General features: G+C 59.6%; 15 protein-coding genes and 1 pseudogene. 8 read left to right on the top strand and 8 right to left on the bottom strand.

Annotation, left to right across the window (positions count from 1 at the left end; all coding sequences use genetic code 11):
- Positions 1-48: 48 nt before the first annotated feature.
- Positions 49-924, top strand: coding sequence for a BRO family protein (locus HDEN_RS17765; protein WP_013215860.1), 876 nt, complete (start codon positions 49-51; stop codon positions 922-924).
- A 1-nt stretch (position 925) separates the two neighbouring features.
- On the opposite strand, the gene HDEN_RS09335 is transcribed toward HDEN_RS17765, so the two are convergent.
- From HDEN_RS09335 to HDEN_RS09320, 4 genes are all read right to left on the bottom strand, one after another.
- Positions 926-1159: a hypothetical protein gene (locus HDEN_RS09335; protein WP_013215859.1), complete on the bottom strand. Its 234-nt coding sequence runs from the start codon at positions 1157-1159 to the stop codon at positions 926-928.
- Entirely contained in the window at positions 1159-1386 is a 228-nt protein-coding gene (locus tag HDEN_RS18360; RefSeq protein ID WP_041921625.1) for a hypothetical protein, read from the bottom strand. The genes HDEN_RS09335 and HDEN_RS18360 overlap by 1 nt, the downstream gene beginning before the upstream one ends.
- A 334-nt stretch (positions 1387-1720) precedes the next feature.
- Entirely contained in the window at positions 1721-1915 is a 195-nt protein-coding gene (locus HDEN_RS09325; RefSeq protein WP_013215857.1) for a hypothetical protein, read from the bottom strand.
- Between the two features lie 69 nt (positions 1916-1984).
- Positions 1985-2260, bottom strand: a complete 276-nt coding sequence (locus HDEN_RS09320; protein WP_013215856.1) for a hypothetical protein — start codon at positions 2258-2260, stop codon at positions 1985-1987.
- A 129-nt stretch (positions 2261-2389) separates the two neighbouring features.
- Between HDEN_RS09320 and HDEN_RS18165 the strand changes: the two genes are divergently transcribed.
- Complete coding sequence (locus HDEN_RS18165; protein ID WP_150103233.1) at positions 2390-2638, top strand: hypothetical protein; 249 nt, start codon at positions 2390-2392, stop codon at positions 2636-2638.
- Positions 2639-2775: 137 nt separating this feature from the next.
- Here HDEN_RS18165 and HDEN_RS09310 read toward each other — a convergent pair whose 3' ends face one another.
- Complete coding sequence (locus tag HDEN_RS09310; protein WP_013215855.1) at positions 2776-3216, bottom strand: hypothetical protein; 441 nt, start codon at positions 3214-3216, stop codon at positions 2776-2778.
- 153 nt (positions 3217-3369) lie between these two features.
- On the opposite strand from HDEN_RS09310, the gene pdxH reads away from it, so the two are divergent.
- A complete protein-coding gene (gene pdxH / locus HDEN_RS09305; protein ID WP_013215854.1) occupies positions 3370-4020 on the top strand; it encodes a pyridoxamine 5'-phosphate oxidase in 651 nt (216 codons plus the stop codon).
- A 99-nt stretch (positions 4021-4119) separates the two neighbouring features.
- Positions 4120-4938 (top strand): annotated as a pseudogene (locus HDEN_RS18465) (DUF1499 domain-containing protein); the annotation flags it as partial.
- Positions 4939-5026: 88 nt separating this feature from the next.
- Here the strand turns inward: HDEN_RS18465 and HDEN_RS17985 are convergent.
- Positions 5027-5935, bottom strand: coding sequence for an MBL fold metallo-hydrolase (locus HDEN_RS17985; protein WP_013215852.1), 909 nt, complete (start codon positions 5933-5935; stop codon positions 5027-5029).
- A 214-nt stretch (positions 5936-6149) separates the two neighbouring features.
- The gene (locus tag HDEN_RS09295; RefSeq protein WP_013215851.1) at positions 6150-6545 is read right to left on the bottom strand and encodes a PilZ domain-containing protein; all 396 of its coding nucleotides are present in this window, start codon (positions 6543-6545) and stop codon (positions 6150-6152) included.
- Positions 6546-6714: 169 nt separating this feature from the next.
- On the opposite strand from HDEN_RS09295, the gene HDEN_RS09290 reads away from it, so the two are divergent.
- The 4 genes from HDEN_RS09290 to HDEN_RS09275 all read left to right on the top strand — a co-directional run bounded on the left by HDEN_RS09290 (position 6715) and on the right by HDEN_RS09275 (position 13285).
- Positions 6715-6957 carry a hypothetical protein gene (locus HDEN_RS09290; protein WP_013215850.1) on the top strand — a complete coding sequence of 81 codons (243 nt, stop codon included), beginning with the start codon at positions 6715-6717 and terminating at the stop codon, positions 6955-6957.
- A 98-nt stretch (positions 6958-7055) separates the two neighbouring features.
- Complete coding sequence (locus HDEN_RS18160) at positions 7056-7562, top strand: hypothetical protein (RefSeq protein WP_150103232.1); 507 nt, start codon at positions 7056-7058, stop codon at positions 7560-7562.
- A gap of 351 nt (positions 7563-7913) precedes the next feature.
- On the top strand, positions 7914-12356 hold the full coding sequence (locus HDEN_RS09280; RefSeq protein ID WP_013215849.1) for an autotransporter domain-containing protein: 4443 nt from the start codon (positions 7914-7916) through the stop codon (positions 12354-12356).
- 245 nt (positions 12357-12601) lie between these two features.
- Positions 12602-13285 carry an SDR family oxidoreductase gene (locus tag HDEN_RS09275; RefSeq protein ID WP_013215848.1) on the top strand — a complete coding sequence of 228 codons (684 nt, stop codon included), beginning with the start codon at positions 12602-12604 and terminating at the stop codon, positions 13283-13285.
- A gap of 30 nt (positions 13286-13315) precedes the next feature.
- Here HDEN_RS09275 and HDEN_RS09270 read toward each other — a convergent pair whose 3' ends face one another.
- A complete protein-coding gene (locus tag HDEN_RS09270; protein WP_013215847.1) occupies positions 13316-14041 on the bottom strand; it encodes a helix-turn-helix transcriptional regulator in 726 nt (241 codons plus the stop codon).
- Positions 14042-14279 lie beyond the last annotated feature (238 nt).

Raw genomic sequence — 14279 nt, 5'->3', positions numbered from 1 at the left:
TCCATTGATGTAAAATGATGTAAGAATCGATTGAGAGAGGGATAGTTGATGTCGAATGATTTGACAATGCAGCCTGCTTATCAGGCGACCATGGAGCGCCTCGAGCAGGCAAAACGCATATCGCCCAAAGGCGTACCTTATTGGTTGGCAAGGGAAATTATGCCAATCATGGGTTATCAGAGCTGGCGTAACTTTGAAAAAACTCTTGGCCGGGCGAAAGAAGCGTTCGGAGCTATTCATGAGGATGCCGACAAGCATTTTGTCGAAACCGACACTATGCTTCTCATCGGTGGCGGGGCTGAGCGATCTGGTAAGGACTATTTCCTAAGTCGTCCGGCTGCCTACCTTATCGCGATGAACGGCGATCCGGCCAAGCCGGAGATAGCTGCAGCACAAGCATATTTCGCAGTTCAGACACGGCGGATGGAGATCGAGGACGCTCGGACAAAGGACGAGAAGCGTTTGGAGGGCCGGGAAAAGGCGACCGTCGCATTCAAGAAGGTCAGTTCTGTTGCAAAGAAGGCTGGCGTCGCAAACACGCATCAGCCGTTTTTTCATGACGCGCGCTATCAGGGAATCTATCGCGCCACATCAGCCGCAGCGGTTCGTGAAGCGAAGGGAATTCCAGACGGAGCCAACCCTTTCAATTATTTTGGGGCTCTCGAACTTTCGATGCACGAATTTCAAATGAACCTCGCGGCTGACGTTATTGCCCGGGAAGGCATCAAGGACGAAACGACCGCCATTCAACGCAACTTAGACGTTGCGCGGCATGTCCGCAGCACCATCGACGCCGCTGGCGGCACAGATCCGATGAAGATCGAAATAGCCGAGCCGATTGATGAAGTGAAAAAACGCTTGGCGCCACCTAAGCCGCCGAAAGCCACAAAAGCAAAAAAACCGAAGAGCGGCAAAGCTGCCTAATTCACTTCTTCATCCATCGGGTAGCCGCCGCCTTCCGCGCGATATCCTTACGACGCTTGTCGCTCAGGGCTTCAGCGCGAGCCTTGCCGCCGCGCTTTCCCAGGCTGACGGCAGCCTTGTCCTTTCCATCTTCGGTCAACATCTCTTCCTCTTCCCCCGTGGCAATACGGGCGATCTTGATAGCGTTCCCGATAACGTCAGCAGGGCGCTTCTCGCCCTTCGGTCCTTTGGGCATTAAAGATCCTTCAAAACGGCGTCCATTGCCTCGATTGCAACATCGAGGCGAGCCATCTTTTCATTGTGGCGACGGAGTATACCCCGTCGGTTTAAAGTCATGCGCTCCCACCGCGATTTTGCGCCGTCCATTCGTTTTCGTTCCAACTTTCGCAGATCTTTGGCAGTTGCAAGGGTGCGAGAAAGATCAAGTTTGAGGATCACGCGCGGGTGTGAAGCGATTGCCATCGAAAGAACCCCTATGCTTGGCGGAAGGCATAGCATCAGAACGGGCGTCATTGCACAGCCGATCCAGCGTTTCCCGCCGGTACGGGTTCATCGCGCTGTGGGTGCAATAGGCCCCTCGTAGCGAAGCTGGCAGGCAACCTCAAACCAGTTCCGGAAATGCCCGGAGCGGGCCAGCTCCGGACCTCGCCATCGAATATAATCTCTTAGGGTGCGCTGATCCATAGCGCTAAGCATAGCACGGGAGCTGTGCATTGAGACGCCGCAGTCAACCGCGGAAAAATTCAAACTGAGACACTACCCTGCGCGCGCCAACGCGCCGTCGGATCACCGCGCGTTATTTGCTGATTTCTTTCACGCCGAGCGGAGTGAGGCCGTGGCCGCCTTCCGGGCTTTCGACGATCCAGCCTTCCTGCCGGGCGAATGCGAGTATCGCGGGCAGGTTCTGCGCCGGAAGCACCGTGTCGGACGTCTCGCCGATGCCGTACAGGGCTTTGAGGTACTGCCGCGCATGCTTCTCGATGTCGTCCATGATCGCGCGGGTCCCAAAGCTCGTTTTGCGTTTAACGCCCGAAACGGACGATAGTTCTTGCGGTCGCCGTCAGTACGCGATGCACCGCTTCAGCCACATGACGCCGGCGTGTTTCGCCCTGAGGCACGACCAATAGGAACCGGCTTTCAGCTCGATCACGGCAAGGGCATCGTCGAGATCGATCATCTTCTGCAGTTCGTCGCGGATTTGCGGCGCTGACCTCGGCGACGTCAGAACCCACAAGGACTCCAGCAGCCGCGCCGCGCCCATGCTCTCCAGTTTCGCCCGAATGTGGGGGCTGTGACGCGAATCGCGGATTTCAAAGCTGATCGCGTAGTGAGCCATCAGATCTCCAACATCGATAAAATACGGCCTTCGCGCCGCGGCCGGATCGAAACCAACGTTTCGACGCAGTGCAAGGTCCTCAATTCATCCGTTGGATTTCGCGCGCCGGTCAAGACGCGAGAGCTTTCCGTGTCGCCCGGAGCCTTCAGCGGTGTGGAAAATCGACGGATTGAGCTTTTCCGGCAGTTCTCAGCGCCGGGGCACCCCACATTTTCGCCGTTCAAGCGGGATAGTCATCGGCTCATGCGAGGCGTTTTTTCACAAATCGTAGTCGGGGTCATCGTGACCGTCATCGGCACCGTGATCGCCAATGCCGTCGTCGGCAACGGGCGCTCTCATTTCATGCCCGGAAGCCATTTTTCCGGCAGCCGCCGGTGAGATACAGCCGCCCGGTGAGAGGCAGTCGAGCCGCGATGCTCGAATTCCAGCGTCGCCCGGATCACTCGGAAAAAAGGCGGCCAATGCGGCCGCCTTTTCTCGTTTTGTGGGATCGGTAAAATGAGTAGACGGGGAAATTAGCTTTCGACTTGCCAGATGCCGGTCGGAAGGCGGCAGGCCACGATCTCGGTGCGCTTCGTGACGTCGAGGCTGCTCAGCACCACGACGGCGTAGCGGCACACGGATCCGTTGACGGCCTTGAATGAGGAGACCGGCTGAACGATGCCGGATAGGCGGCCGTGATTGCGGTGCCAGACGTAGCTCGAGCCGTCTGCGATCTCGGTCAGCGCCAGTTGCACGCTTTCGAGCGCCGCGATCTCATCGCTTTCGTTCAGGCTGGGACGTTCGATGGCGGCGGGCTTCAGATCGCTATCGGTGCCTTTGAGGCAGAGACAGTCGGCGGCAGCGGTCGCGTCTCGGGCGTGCGCGAGTTCGGGAACGAAAAACAGCGTGGTGACGAGCGCGAACGCCGTCAGGCCGACTGCGGCAAAGGGGAAAAGAGACGCATTATCCGACATGACGCTACTTTCTACGCGACGAAAACATTCGAACGGCCATACAAGGCGATAAGGCAATTTTGCCCTGCTATGGTTAAAGGGTGCTGAAGAGCTGGGTCGCGAAGACTCAAAGCAAGACGTCCAGTGCCGAAAAGCAAACATTGAGCATGCAACATGAGTGAAGCGACCAAAGTCCCCGCAGGCAGCAGCACACCGGATTTCAGCGCGGCGGAGGATCCGTTCGCGCTGTTTCATGCCTGGATGGCTGAGGCTGAGAAATCCGAGGTCAACGATCCGAATGCGATGTCGGTCGCGACCGTCGATCAGTCGGGATTGCCGAACGTGCGAACGCTTCTTCTGAAGGGCGTGGACGACGCGTCGAGCGCCGAGCGCGGCTTCGTCTTCTATACGAACTTCGAGAGTGCGAAGGGGCAGGAACTGCTCGCCACACCGAAGGCGGCGCTGCTGTTTCACTGGAAGTCGCTCGAGCGGCAGGTCCGCATCCGCGGAGCGGTTTCGCTCGCATCGCATGAAGAGGCCGACGCCTATTACGCGACGCGTCCGGTGTTGAGCCGCATCGGCGCCTGGGCTTCACAGCAATCGCGGCCGCTGTCTTCGCGCGACGTGTTCGAGGCCAAGATCCAGCATTACGAGCAAAAGTTCGCCGACGGCGTGATTCCGCGGCCGGCCTACTGGTCCGGCTTTCGCGTTGTTCCGAGTGAGATCGAGTTCTGGGCGGCGCGGCCATTCCGGCTGCACGACAGGATCGTTTTTCGCCGCGACGCGCCGCACGATTCCTGGCACAAGACACGCCTCTATCCATGAGGCGAGGCGGCCTCGGCGCCGCTGGAGCTTGGATATCTTAAAAACGCGCCAGTCGTGGCGCATAGACCGGGCTGGCGTTTCGGGAAGCGGCAAAGCGAGATGACGCCGGGCATGGCGACGAACGACGGCATAGGGGTTCAGCGCGCACCGCGACGGCTGCGGGATCGCCGGCGGTCGTCACGTATCTATTACGCTGGCGGCCAGCCGCCGTCGTTTCTGGCGAAGTGGACGAGCCGGCTCGCGGTCTTTGTCGCCATCGCGGCGGTCGTGACGGCCGTTCTGCACCGCCTGCATCTGTTGCCGACGTCGGTTGCGATGACCATCGCGATCACCGTCATTGCCGGCGCGATGCTGGCGCTCGTGATGGCGACCATCGCGGGTCTCGACATCTGGTTCACCGGACGGCAGGGCGCGGCCCGGGTGCTGTGCGGCTCGGTGGTGGCGCTGGGGTTGCTCGCGATCCCGGCCGGAACCTGGGCTTTGAGCCTGCGCTGGCCGCAGATCGACGACGTGTCGACGGATCTCGTCGAGCCGCCGGATTTCACGGAAGCGAAGGACGAGCGCGCGCCGGACGCAAATTCCGTCGAGTATCCGGGCGAGCGTTTCGCGACGATCCAGCGTGCAGGCTATCCCGATCTCAAAAGCCTCGTCTTGCCGCGAAGCGCGGATGACGCCTACGAGCTTGTGCTGCAGGCGCTGGCGAAGTTGAAGTACAAGACGACACTCGAGCTGCCGCCGGAAAATGATGAGAGTTCTCCCGGGTTCATCGAGCTTTCCGATCATTCACTCATTCTTGGATTGGTCGATGACGTCGTGATCCGCGTGCTTGCCGAGGATCAGTCGGCGCGCGTCGATGTGCGTTCGGCGTCACGCTATGGGCAAGCGGACTTTGGCCGCAATGCAGAGCGTGTGCGCGCGATCCTGAAAGAAGTCGCGGCGCGATACGAAGCCTCGGCCCCGAATGTCGCCAGCCCGCAGGTGGCGAAAAAGGACGACAAGGTCACGCTCAAGCCGGCGAAAGTGCGCGGTCCGGTGTCAAAGGCCAATCGCCGGCGACCTGACCTTTCTCGATCAGATATTCGACGTGGGCTTGGACGGAAAGAGTCGCCGCAGGGATCATACGCGGGTCGAGTCCCCGGTAGACCTCCGGAACGATTTGACGAATAGTCGTTAAGCCCTTCGCAAGCGCGTCGAGAATTGATCTTTCGCGCCAGTTTCTATGCAGCAGGTAGGCTTTGACGGTGCGCTGGGGCTCGCGAATGCGTCCGCCGTGACCGGGCAGAAAAACGTCGTCGCGCCGGTCGAGAAGGATTTCGAGCGATGCGACGTAGTCCGCCATGCGGCCCTCCGGCGGTGCAATGACCGTCGTGTTCCACGCCATGACATGATCGCCGGAGAAGACGAGCGGGCGGCCTTCGAGCGCGAAGCACAAATGGTCCGGGGCGTGACCCGGCGTATGAATGGCGGTCAGCGCCCAATCTTTGCCCTCGATCGTGTCGCCGCCTTGAAGCGCGAGATCGGGCTGGAAATCATAGTCGACGAACAGCTTGCCTGAAGGGCTGTCCTGTAACGCGATATGCCCGGCAGCCGGATCGCGCGGATAAGCGGCGACCAGCGCCCCGGTTGCAGCCTTCAGCTTGGCTATTCCGTCGACGTGATCGCGGTGCGCATGCGTCGAAAGGATGTGCGTGATCGGCCGCGTGCCGGCGACGGCCAGGATCGCGTCGCGGTGCGCAGCGTCGTCGGGGCCGGGATCAATGACCGCGAGCGTCGTCGAGCCGACGAGATACGTATTGGTGCCCTTGAACGTAAAAGGCCCGGGATTGTTTGCAACGAGCCGCACGACGCCCGGCCCCATCGGCGAAGGGACGCCATACGTGAACGCCATGTCGGTGTTGAACTTGAGAGCGTCCAAGCGGCGCCAGCCTCCTGAGCCTTCGCCGAACAATATTCGGCTGGTCTGGGGTCGCAAAGCGCAGTCGAAGCGGAATGCTCGACACCCCTCGGTTCCCGCCGAATGGCCTATCAAAACGGTCACGGGTTGCAAGCTGCGCGATTGTCGGGCCAGACATGCCTGGGCGCGTCGTGAAACACTGTTGCAGCGGCCGAACGCGCTCGGCACGCGAACGCTAGGTTTGATCGGTCTCGTGCAGCTTCTGCGCCTCCCGCTGCGCGAGGCTGCTGATGGCGCGGACGTGCGCCTGCTCGATGAATGCCGCGCGTTCCAGCAGGTACTGGTAGGCGGCGGCGTCCTGCTTCAAGGGCTTGGTGAATTGTACGCCGGCCTTGTGCCAGACCAGCCAGACAATCGTGCCTTCGACGCTGATGTCCGGCGTGAACGAAATCTTCAGTCGGTCGCCTGCGGCCAGTCCCGACACCTTGTCGATCCTTAGTCCGGCATTCGAGAAATCCACGACCTCGATCGCCCGCGCAATGCCGTGACATTCCGCGATGGCGCTGAATTGAACCCTTCGCCGTTGATCCTTCCGGCGCAGAAATTGGCCTTGCATGACTGTATCGCGCATCAGCACTCCCCAGGGTTCGGTCGCGCACGACTGAATACTGAACAGCATGTATGATCATAAAGCGCTATTTTTGAGTTAAGACTCGGCTCTATCGGTACGCAAAGCATCTTGAGTTCCATGTAATGACTAGTAACTATGTATTAATTCTATCGATTCGCAGGAGGACGAGATGCGATCTGAACTTGAGGCTGTGCTGGAAGCTTATCGGCAGGATGCGGCGCTCGAAGAGCAACTGATTCAGGACATTCTGACGGTGCTGGCGGTGACCGGCGCGGCGCGCAAGAGGACGGTTCAGGAGATTTCGCAGGTCGTCAATCGCCATACCGTGAAGCTCGCCGAGGAGCGAGACTACCGGCAGGGTTCCGATGAGATTGCGCGGTACGATTTCCAGCAGCCCGTTCGGCAAATGTAGTCGCCACGGCGAGGGAATGACTTCGCGTGGTTAGCCTCGTTCGATGGACGTTGCGCCCACGTGCGCGGACTCGTCTCTAAAGCTTTGGGAGCGGTGCGATGCGATCGAACTATCTGGGGCGCATCACCGATATTTGCGCGGATATAGCGACGAAGCTGACGGCTGAGACATCTCGCGACGACACGGCAAGCGCTCAAACTCGGGCTGTGGCACGGCGCACAAATACCTCAAGTTTTTCAGGTATTTCCGGCTCATCGCGGCGGTCGCGCGATTTGCGGGATGATGAAGGTTGTGGCGTTTCTGCCGGTACTACTCTCCATGACGAGCGTGAAGATGCGATCACGGAAGAATGCGATGATGCGTTGCGGTTCGCGGCTTTTGTAAGGGATCTTGATTTCCTCCGTCAGCGGATGCTGGGTGTTTCCTTTTGTGATCGCGTCTGGAGTATGTCGCGCGAAATTGCTGGCGCGGCGGAGAGCGCGGGCGACGCTCAGTTGACGCCGGCATCCGATGCCGGGCAGGCGCTGACATCGGTTTGCGATGCAATTACCAGCGCCGTATTGTTGTTGCCCTATCACAGCACCAGTGCGCGGCGCGGACGATAGCAACCCCTCAATCCTTGGCAGCTGACTCGGGTTGGTGTTCCGGCGCAGAGCGTTGCTGCGCGCGCCTTCCAAATTGCATGTCTCTTCATTGATGCGCGCGAAGCGCAGTCGGACGTTGAGTGTAGATATTTAGCATCACATTGAAGATTTTCCGACACCGCAGCCCGATTTCTGTGAAGTCTCGGCCCTTCTGAATGCGCAATCGCCTTTTCCCGAGAACTAGTACTATGCTACTCAAGGATCATAAGGCGCGATTCTAGTGTCATGCCGTGTCGTGACGACTTCAACGGAGAGCACCCGCTTTTCCGATCGTGACCTTGCGTGTGCTGCATCCAACGGGGGAATACATACATGGGCCGCAGGGATCTTTCGACCCGCCGTCACTTTGCCAAGCCGAACTCTGCTGAACACCGCGACGCGCCGCAAGCGCGATTGCCATCGTTTGCGCCGCCGGCTTGCTTTATCTCGACATTGGCACTGGGCCTCGTCATCGGCGGTGGCGTCATGGACGCTCAGGCCGCAGGCTGCACATCATCCGTCGCCGGAGTCGACTTGACCTGCACGGGTTCGGTCAGCAACCCAACCGCATTTACGGCGACGTCGGCGTTTGCGGTTCACCTCGGCACGACCTATCCGACAGTATCTCCGACGAGCATCACACGGAGCACGAATGCTCCGGGCATCAAGATCAATGCCGGAAACTATGGTGGTTCGATCACGATGACCAACGGATCGTCGATCCAGGTGCAATCGGGATCGGGCTCTGATCGGCATGGTCTCGTTGTCTCAAGCGCCGCTTCCGGCAGCAACAAGACGTTCACGATCGATATCGACGGCTCGATCGCATCGGCGGACTCGAGCGGTGACGCAGTGCGTCTCGAAGGAACGAGCCGTTCCATCTTCGATGTCAACTTCGGGCGGAACGCGCACATCGGCGGCGGAGATGGCGACGACGCGGTCATCGTAACAGGCGCCCGGAGCTTGCTGCTTAAAAACTACGGCATTCTCGAAGGCGGGACCGGCCAGCCGACGACCGGAGGCGAGGGCATCAATGTCGGCAATGGCACGCGGATAGCCTCGCGCGGCGTTACCATCGAAAATCACGGCACGATTACGGGCACCGGAAATGCGGGCATCGCGGGCGGTCAGGGCATCACCGTTTTCGGTGACGGCGATGTCGACATCGAGAACAGCCGGCGCGGAAAAATCAGCGGCGCCACGCAAGGAATCCGCGTCGAGGCAGACGGCGACGTGACGATCACGAACCGCGGCCATATCGAAGGCAGATCGAAAGCCGGTGTCGAAGTCGCCGATGGCGACACTGTCAGAATCAGTAACAGCAGCTCGCGCACGATCGAGGGCGCAACCGATGGCGTCTATGTGCACGACGTCGATGACGCCATCGTCGACAACGATCGTGGTCGCATTATCGGCCACAACGGCGACGGTGTTCGTATCGAAGATATCGACGACAACGTGACGGTGCAGAACCGGTTCGGATTTTCGAGTTGGGGCGCGGCCCGGATAACGGGTTCGGACCACGGCGTATCCATAAGCGATGTTGACGGACGCGCGTCGGTCGACAACCGCTTCGGAGGAAAAATTACAGGTCGCAGCGGCGACGGCGTTCATGTCCGCGACGTTGACGAGCGGATCACGGTTGATAACTCATTCCTCGGCAGCATTCGCGGAGGTGATGATGGCGTCGACATCAGAGATGCGGGCGACGATGTCGTCATCCGCAACAGCTTTGGCGGCTCGATCTCGGGTCGCAGAGGTGACGGTATCACGGTCAGCGACGTCCGCGACGATGTCTCGATTACGAACACCTTCGGCGGACGGGTTTCCGGCCGCGATAACGGCATTGTCGTCGATGACGTGCGCGACGATGTCAGCATCGACAATCGCTTCGGCGGCAGCATATCCGGCCGCCGCGATGACGGCGTTCATGTGCGCGATGTTCGCGGCGACGTGACGGTGTCGAATGGACTAGGCGGTCGCATCTCGGGCGGCAAAGATGGCGTCGATATCAAGGATGTCCGCGGCGACGTCACCGTCAGCAACGCACTCGGTGGTCGGATCTCTGGCCGAAACGGCGATGGCGTCAAAATCGAAGACGTTCGCGACGATGTCCGCGTCGACAATCGCGGCAAGGGCGAAATCAAAGGTCACGATGACGGCGTTCATATCGAAGATGTTCGAGATAACGTCACAGTGGACAACAGCTTCGGGGGACTGATCGAAGGCTTTCGTGACGACGGCGTTGATATCAGCGACGTCAGTCGCGACGTCGAAATCCTCAATCGTTTCGGTGGAAAAATCACGGGACGAGACAACGGCATTCAGATCGAAGACATCGGCGACGATGTGAGAATCGACAACCGTTTTGGAGGAACTGTCACTGGCCTGCGCGGCGATGGCGTGCGTATCGAAGATGCTGACGGATCCGTTTCCATCCGAAACAGCTTCGGCGGCAAAATCACTGGCGATGACGACGGCATTCACGTCTCCAATGTCGATGACAACGTCAGGATCGATAACCGCTTCGGCGGAACGATAACCGGTCGCGATGACGACGGGGTCGATATACGCGACGTCGAAGGCAGCGTGCGGGTCGACAATCGGTTCGGCGGGCGCATTTCTGGTGAAGACAACGGTCTGAAAGTTCGCGATGTCGATGGCGGCGTCAGGATCTCCAACAGCTTCGGCGGAACAATTCGCGGCGACCGTGACAATGGCGTCGATATCGATGACGTCGAAGGTAACGTTCGGATCGACAATCGGGCCGGCGGCTCGATTTCCGGCCGCAATGACGGCGTGCATGCCGATGATGTCGATGGCAACGTCACCATCGATAATGGCAGCGGCTCGATCCGCGGCCGCAGAGGCGATGGCATCGATGTTTCCGCGAACGGCAACGTCACCGTCAACAATGGCCGGCGCGGCCGCATCACGGGTGGCGACAGCGCCATCCAGATCGATGCGCAATCCGCCGAAATCAACTCATCGGGGTTGATCCGTGGATCGGGCGTCGGCGATGCAACGATCAAGCTGAAGACAAAGGACGGCGCGACGATCAATAACGAGCGCCGCGGCCGGATCGTCGGGCGCCACTACAATCCGACGGACTTGATCGTTGAGGCGGAGGGCGGAGCCGTCACGATCAACAACGACGGCACGATGCTCGGCCGAATTGATCTCTCCAATGCAGGCGATACCGAGCTGGGGAACGTCTTCAACAACACGAGTGATCACAGCTGGACGTTCATCGGAGCCAGCAACCTCGGCGATGGTCTGGCGGACGTCTTCAACAACACGGGCACCGTGTTCACGACTGATCCCGATGCTCCGGAAAACAATGATTATACTGAGCTTGCCGGCGTCGAAATTTTCAACAACGGAAGTTCGAATACGAACGGGACGATCGATCTGCAGGATGGCTTTACCGGCGACGTGACGACTCTTACGCCGACTGACGGTGGCACCTTGGCGTTCAATGGCGCGACGGGGCACAGCTATCTGAAAGTCGACAGCTTCCTCGGTTCCTCGTCGAATTCGAGTTCCGATCAGTTGATCATCAACGGCGACGTCTCGGGACAGACGCTGATCGAGGTGAATAACGTCAATCCCGGTTTCGGCTCGTACAATCCTCTCGGGATCGAAGTTGTCCGCGCCACCGGACAAATATCGGCGCAGAATTTTGCGCTGATACATGGGCCGATCGACACCGGTCTTTTCGACTACGATCTGTATCTCAATGATGCAAACGAGTGGGTGCTTGCGAGCGCGCCGAACCGGACATTCGTCGAGCTTCCGAGCCTTGTGTCAGCGGCGCAATCGATGTGGCACAATGCGTCCGGCGTCTGGCTCGACAGAACCGCCGATCTTCGCGTTGCGGTTCAACGCCCGTGTGTATCGGAAGGTTTGAAGGGGCCGGCTGAAACATGCGGCAAGCCTGCAACCTCGGGCGCTTGGGTCAAGGGGCTCGGTTCGACGGAATCTCGTGCAGCCTCGCATTCGGTTTCGATCATGGGGACGCGCAATACCTATAAGACGGACTACGATCAGAGCGGCGGCGGCGTTGTCGCCGGCTACGATATCGTAGTGCGGGCCAATGACGGGCAGGGGATCTGGCTTGCTGGCGTCATGGGTGGCTACCTGCGATCGGTGGTCGATTTCGAAAGCTCGGCGACGCGCGCTGATTTCGAAGGCGGTGCGGTCGGCGCGTACATCACCTATCTCAAGGGGCCTTGGTTCCTCGATGCCAAGCTGATGGCGAATATCGGCAACGTCGATTATCGCGGCTCGTTCGGCGAGAAAGATAACGCGGGCACAACATCGATCGGCGGCGTGCTCGATACGGGTTACCGCATCGATCGCGGCCAATACTTCATCGAGCCGGGCGCGACGCTGGCTTACGTCAACTCGGACATCGACAATTTATCGGTATACGGAACGTCTGTGAACTTTGCGAACGGCGATAGTTTGAGGGGCCGTTTGGGCGTGCGTGTTGGAACGACGGTCCAGGACGAGCGCGCAAAATACGAGCCGTTCGTCGGCGTCAGTGCCTGGTACGAATTCCTCGGCGATAATTCCGCGAATGTCGCCAGCGGCGGCTACGTCCTCCAAGCTGCGGACGACATGACCGGCGCGATCGGAGAAGTGACCGGCGGCGTGAACGTCTACAGCCTCTCCGACAACGGGCTGAGCGGCTTCGTCAAAGGCAATTTCGAGTTCGGCAAGGACGACTACCTCTCATTCGGAGGCAGCGTAGGCATGCGCGTCGCCTGGTAGTGGAAGGCGTGCCGTTGCCGGAGAGATGCGGCTCTCCCTCTCTCTCCGGCAACGAACTGAACTTAGTACCTATGCTCGCGTTGACGATTGCAACTTCAAGTAGTAGCGTTATCCTCAGTTAGTCTTCATGCGGCGAATTCATGATGCGTCAGTGTGATGTGTTTGACCGCAGCATGGCGAAGACGTGGGACGGCGTGACAGTGCCCGGGACGGGCAGCGTGTGTATCTGACTGCGCGGAGCTGACATGGTTCGAACGCTCGAAGGCCTCGTAATTGCGATCCCGGCGGCGGCTACGGCGACGGGATCGGCTGTCGCAGGATTGATCGCTGCGGAACAAGGCGAATTGATCCTGGGAGCGCAGACGACAACGCAGCTCCAGTCGGTCGAGCGATCAATTCAATCGGGCGAGATTTCGTATCCGGTTCAGTGCGATATCGAGCAGGCTAAATCCGTCGATGAGTTCTTCAAGATCGCGATCGCGCAGTTCGGACGGATCGATGCGATCGTTCTGGAAACAAAATTTCCGAAGCGATCGACGCTGATCGAGAAATCGATCGGTTCGGGTGTGCGAAGGCTGCTGTATTGTCTTGATGCCGCCCTGCGCTATTGCTCGGGCGATCTTCACATCGTGACTATTTCGCCGGGAGCGGACCGCTATGCCATTCCCGTTGCAAACGCCTTTCTCGGCGGCCGCCTTGCCGCGCGGAAGACGGCGGCGTCTCCGGCGCTGACTGTGCGCATGTCGGTGATCTCGCTTGCCGACCGCGCGAGCTCCGAAAACGGAACATTGGCGCGGACCGTCCTGCATGTGTTGCGGGAGACGCGAAACGTCGACGTGACCGAAGCAGTTTTGTGGCAGCAGCCTGAGCAGCAGGACAAGCGATCGAAGCGCGCCTCGGCGCGGTCCAAAATCACGTTGCCGATGTGAGGCATGCGCCAGCGCTGCGTTCGTTGAACGTCACCGGCGATGCTTGGACGGCGGCAGCAAATTCAGCTGATTTGCGAGGTTTGCGGCACGCGTACGGTTCGGGAGATGCAACTTTTGCAGCACGGCGGTGACATGACGTTTCACGGTATTCAGCGAGCAGGAGAGTTCCTCGGAAATTTCGAGGTTGCTCTTGCCCACCGCGACCAGAAGAAGCACTTCGCGTTGTCTCGGACTCAAGCTGTCGATATCGGGATGGGCCTCGTATGAGCGCTGCGGTTCCGCGAACTGGCTTACCAGTGCCTTCGAGATCGTATCCTGCAGTAACGCCGGGTTCAGCGTCACGGGCATCTGCCATCCATCGTCCGCCGTATCGTGCCGCGCCCAAGACGAAACGTCGACGTGCATGAGGAGTGCGCCGCTGCCGGCTTCCGGGCTGACGGGTACGCCGAGCACGACGATCACGGTCTTGGCGCGCGGTGTGCGTGACGAAATCACGAATGAGGTGATGGTTCGCTTGCGCCTCAGCAGCGCCTGCACATCTGCGCGGCTGCCTTCATCTTCGCAATGGTCGAAATAGGATTCGCCGACTGTGAAACGCCCGAGGAGGGGGTTTGCATCGCGGTTTGCTTGCCCCGCATGTGCGGACTGAGCGCCGGGCTGGCTGCCGTGCGTCTGAATGCCGGTGATGATGCCACGACTGTCGATGAGCACGACGTGAACCGGCGGCTCTCGCAGGTCGGACTTGGGAGGAGTCATCTTTGCCTCGGACTTGGCGGGCTTGGCCCTGCGTTGAAAACCGGCCGCGAACTAGTATCGGCGCACTATACCTTTATCGCCAGCCGGTGCACCCGGTGGCTTAGCCAAGGGGTGCCACAAGCGCTATCGCTGGGACCTGTGCATCCGCAGCTGGCAATGAGAAAGCCAGCGGGGGATCGCACGTGAGCGGTAGTACCGTCCATCAATCTATGGTTGATTTTTTTGGATGAAGAGTGCA

The sequence above is a fragment of the Hyphomicrobium denitrificans ATCC 51888 genome (genome assembly GCF_000143145.1).
GTDB lineage: Bacteria > Pseudomonadota > Alphaproteobacteria > Rhizobiales > Hyphomicrobiaceae > Hyphomicrobium_B > Hyphomicrobium_B denitrificans.
This window is presented reverse-complemented; position numbering and strand designations above follow the sequence as displayed.

Bases quoted from the DNA above. Each gene is read 5' to 3' on its own strand.
- HDEN_RS17765 (WP_013215860.1), top strand. From the start codon at position 49: ATGTCGAATGATTTGACAATGCAGCCTGCTTATCAGGCGACCATGGAG.
- HDEN_RS09275 (WP_013215848.1), top strand. From the start codon at position 12,602: ATGGTTCGAACGCTCGAAGGCCTCGTAATTGCGATCCCGGCGGCGGCT.
- HDEN_RS09325 (WP_013215857.1), bottom strand. From the start codon at position 1,915: ATGGACGACATCGAGAAGCATGCGCGGCAGTACCTCAAAGCCCTGTAC.
- HDEN_RS09270 (WP_013215847.1), bottom strand. From the start codon at position 14,041: ATGACTCCTCCCAAGTCCGACCTGCGAGAGCCGCCGGTTCACGTCGTG.
- HDEN_RS09320 (WP_013215856.1), bottom strand. From the start codon at position 2,260: ATGGCTCACTACGCGATCAGCTTTGAAATCCGCGATTCGCGTCACAGC.
- HDEN_RS09290 (WP_013215850.1), top strand. From the start codon at position 6,715: ATGCGATCTGAACTTGAGGCTGTGCTGGAAGCTTATCGGCAGGATGCG.
- HDEN_RS18360 (WP_041921625.1), bottom strand. From the start codon at position 1,386: ATGGCAATCGCTTCACACCCGCGCGTGATCCTCAAACTTGATCTTTCT.
- HDEN_RS18160 (WP_150103232.1), top strand. From the start codon at position 7,056: ATGCGATCGAACTATCTGGGGCGCATCACCGATATTTGCGCGGATATA.
- HDEN_RS09310 (WP_013215855.1), bottom strand. From the start codon at position 3,216: ATGTCGGATAATGCGTCTCTTTTCCCCTTTGCCGCAGTCGGCCTGACG.
- HDEN_RS09280 (WP_013215849.1), top strand. From the start codon at position 7,914: ATGGGCCGCAGGGATCTTTCGACCCGCCGTCACTTTGCCAAGCCGAAC.
- pdxH (WP_013215854.1), top strand. From the start codon at position 3,370: ATGAGTGAAGCGACCAAAGTCCCCGCAGGCAGCAGCACACCGGATTTC.
- HDEN_RS09295 (WP_013215851.1), bottom strand. From the start codon at position 6,545: ATGCGCGATACAGTCATGCAAGGCCAATTTCTGCGCCGGAAGGATCAA.
- HDEN_RS09335 (WP_013215859.1), bottom strand. From the start codon at position 1,159: ATGCCCAAAGGACCGAAGGGCGAGAAGCGCCCTGCTGACGTTATCGGG.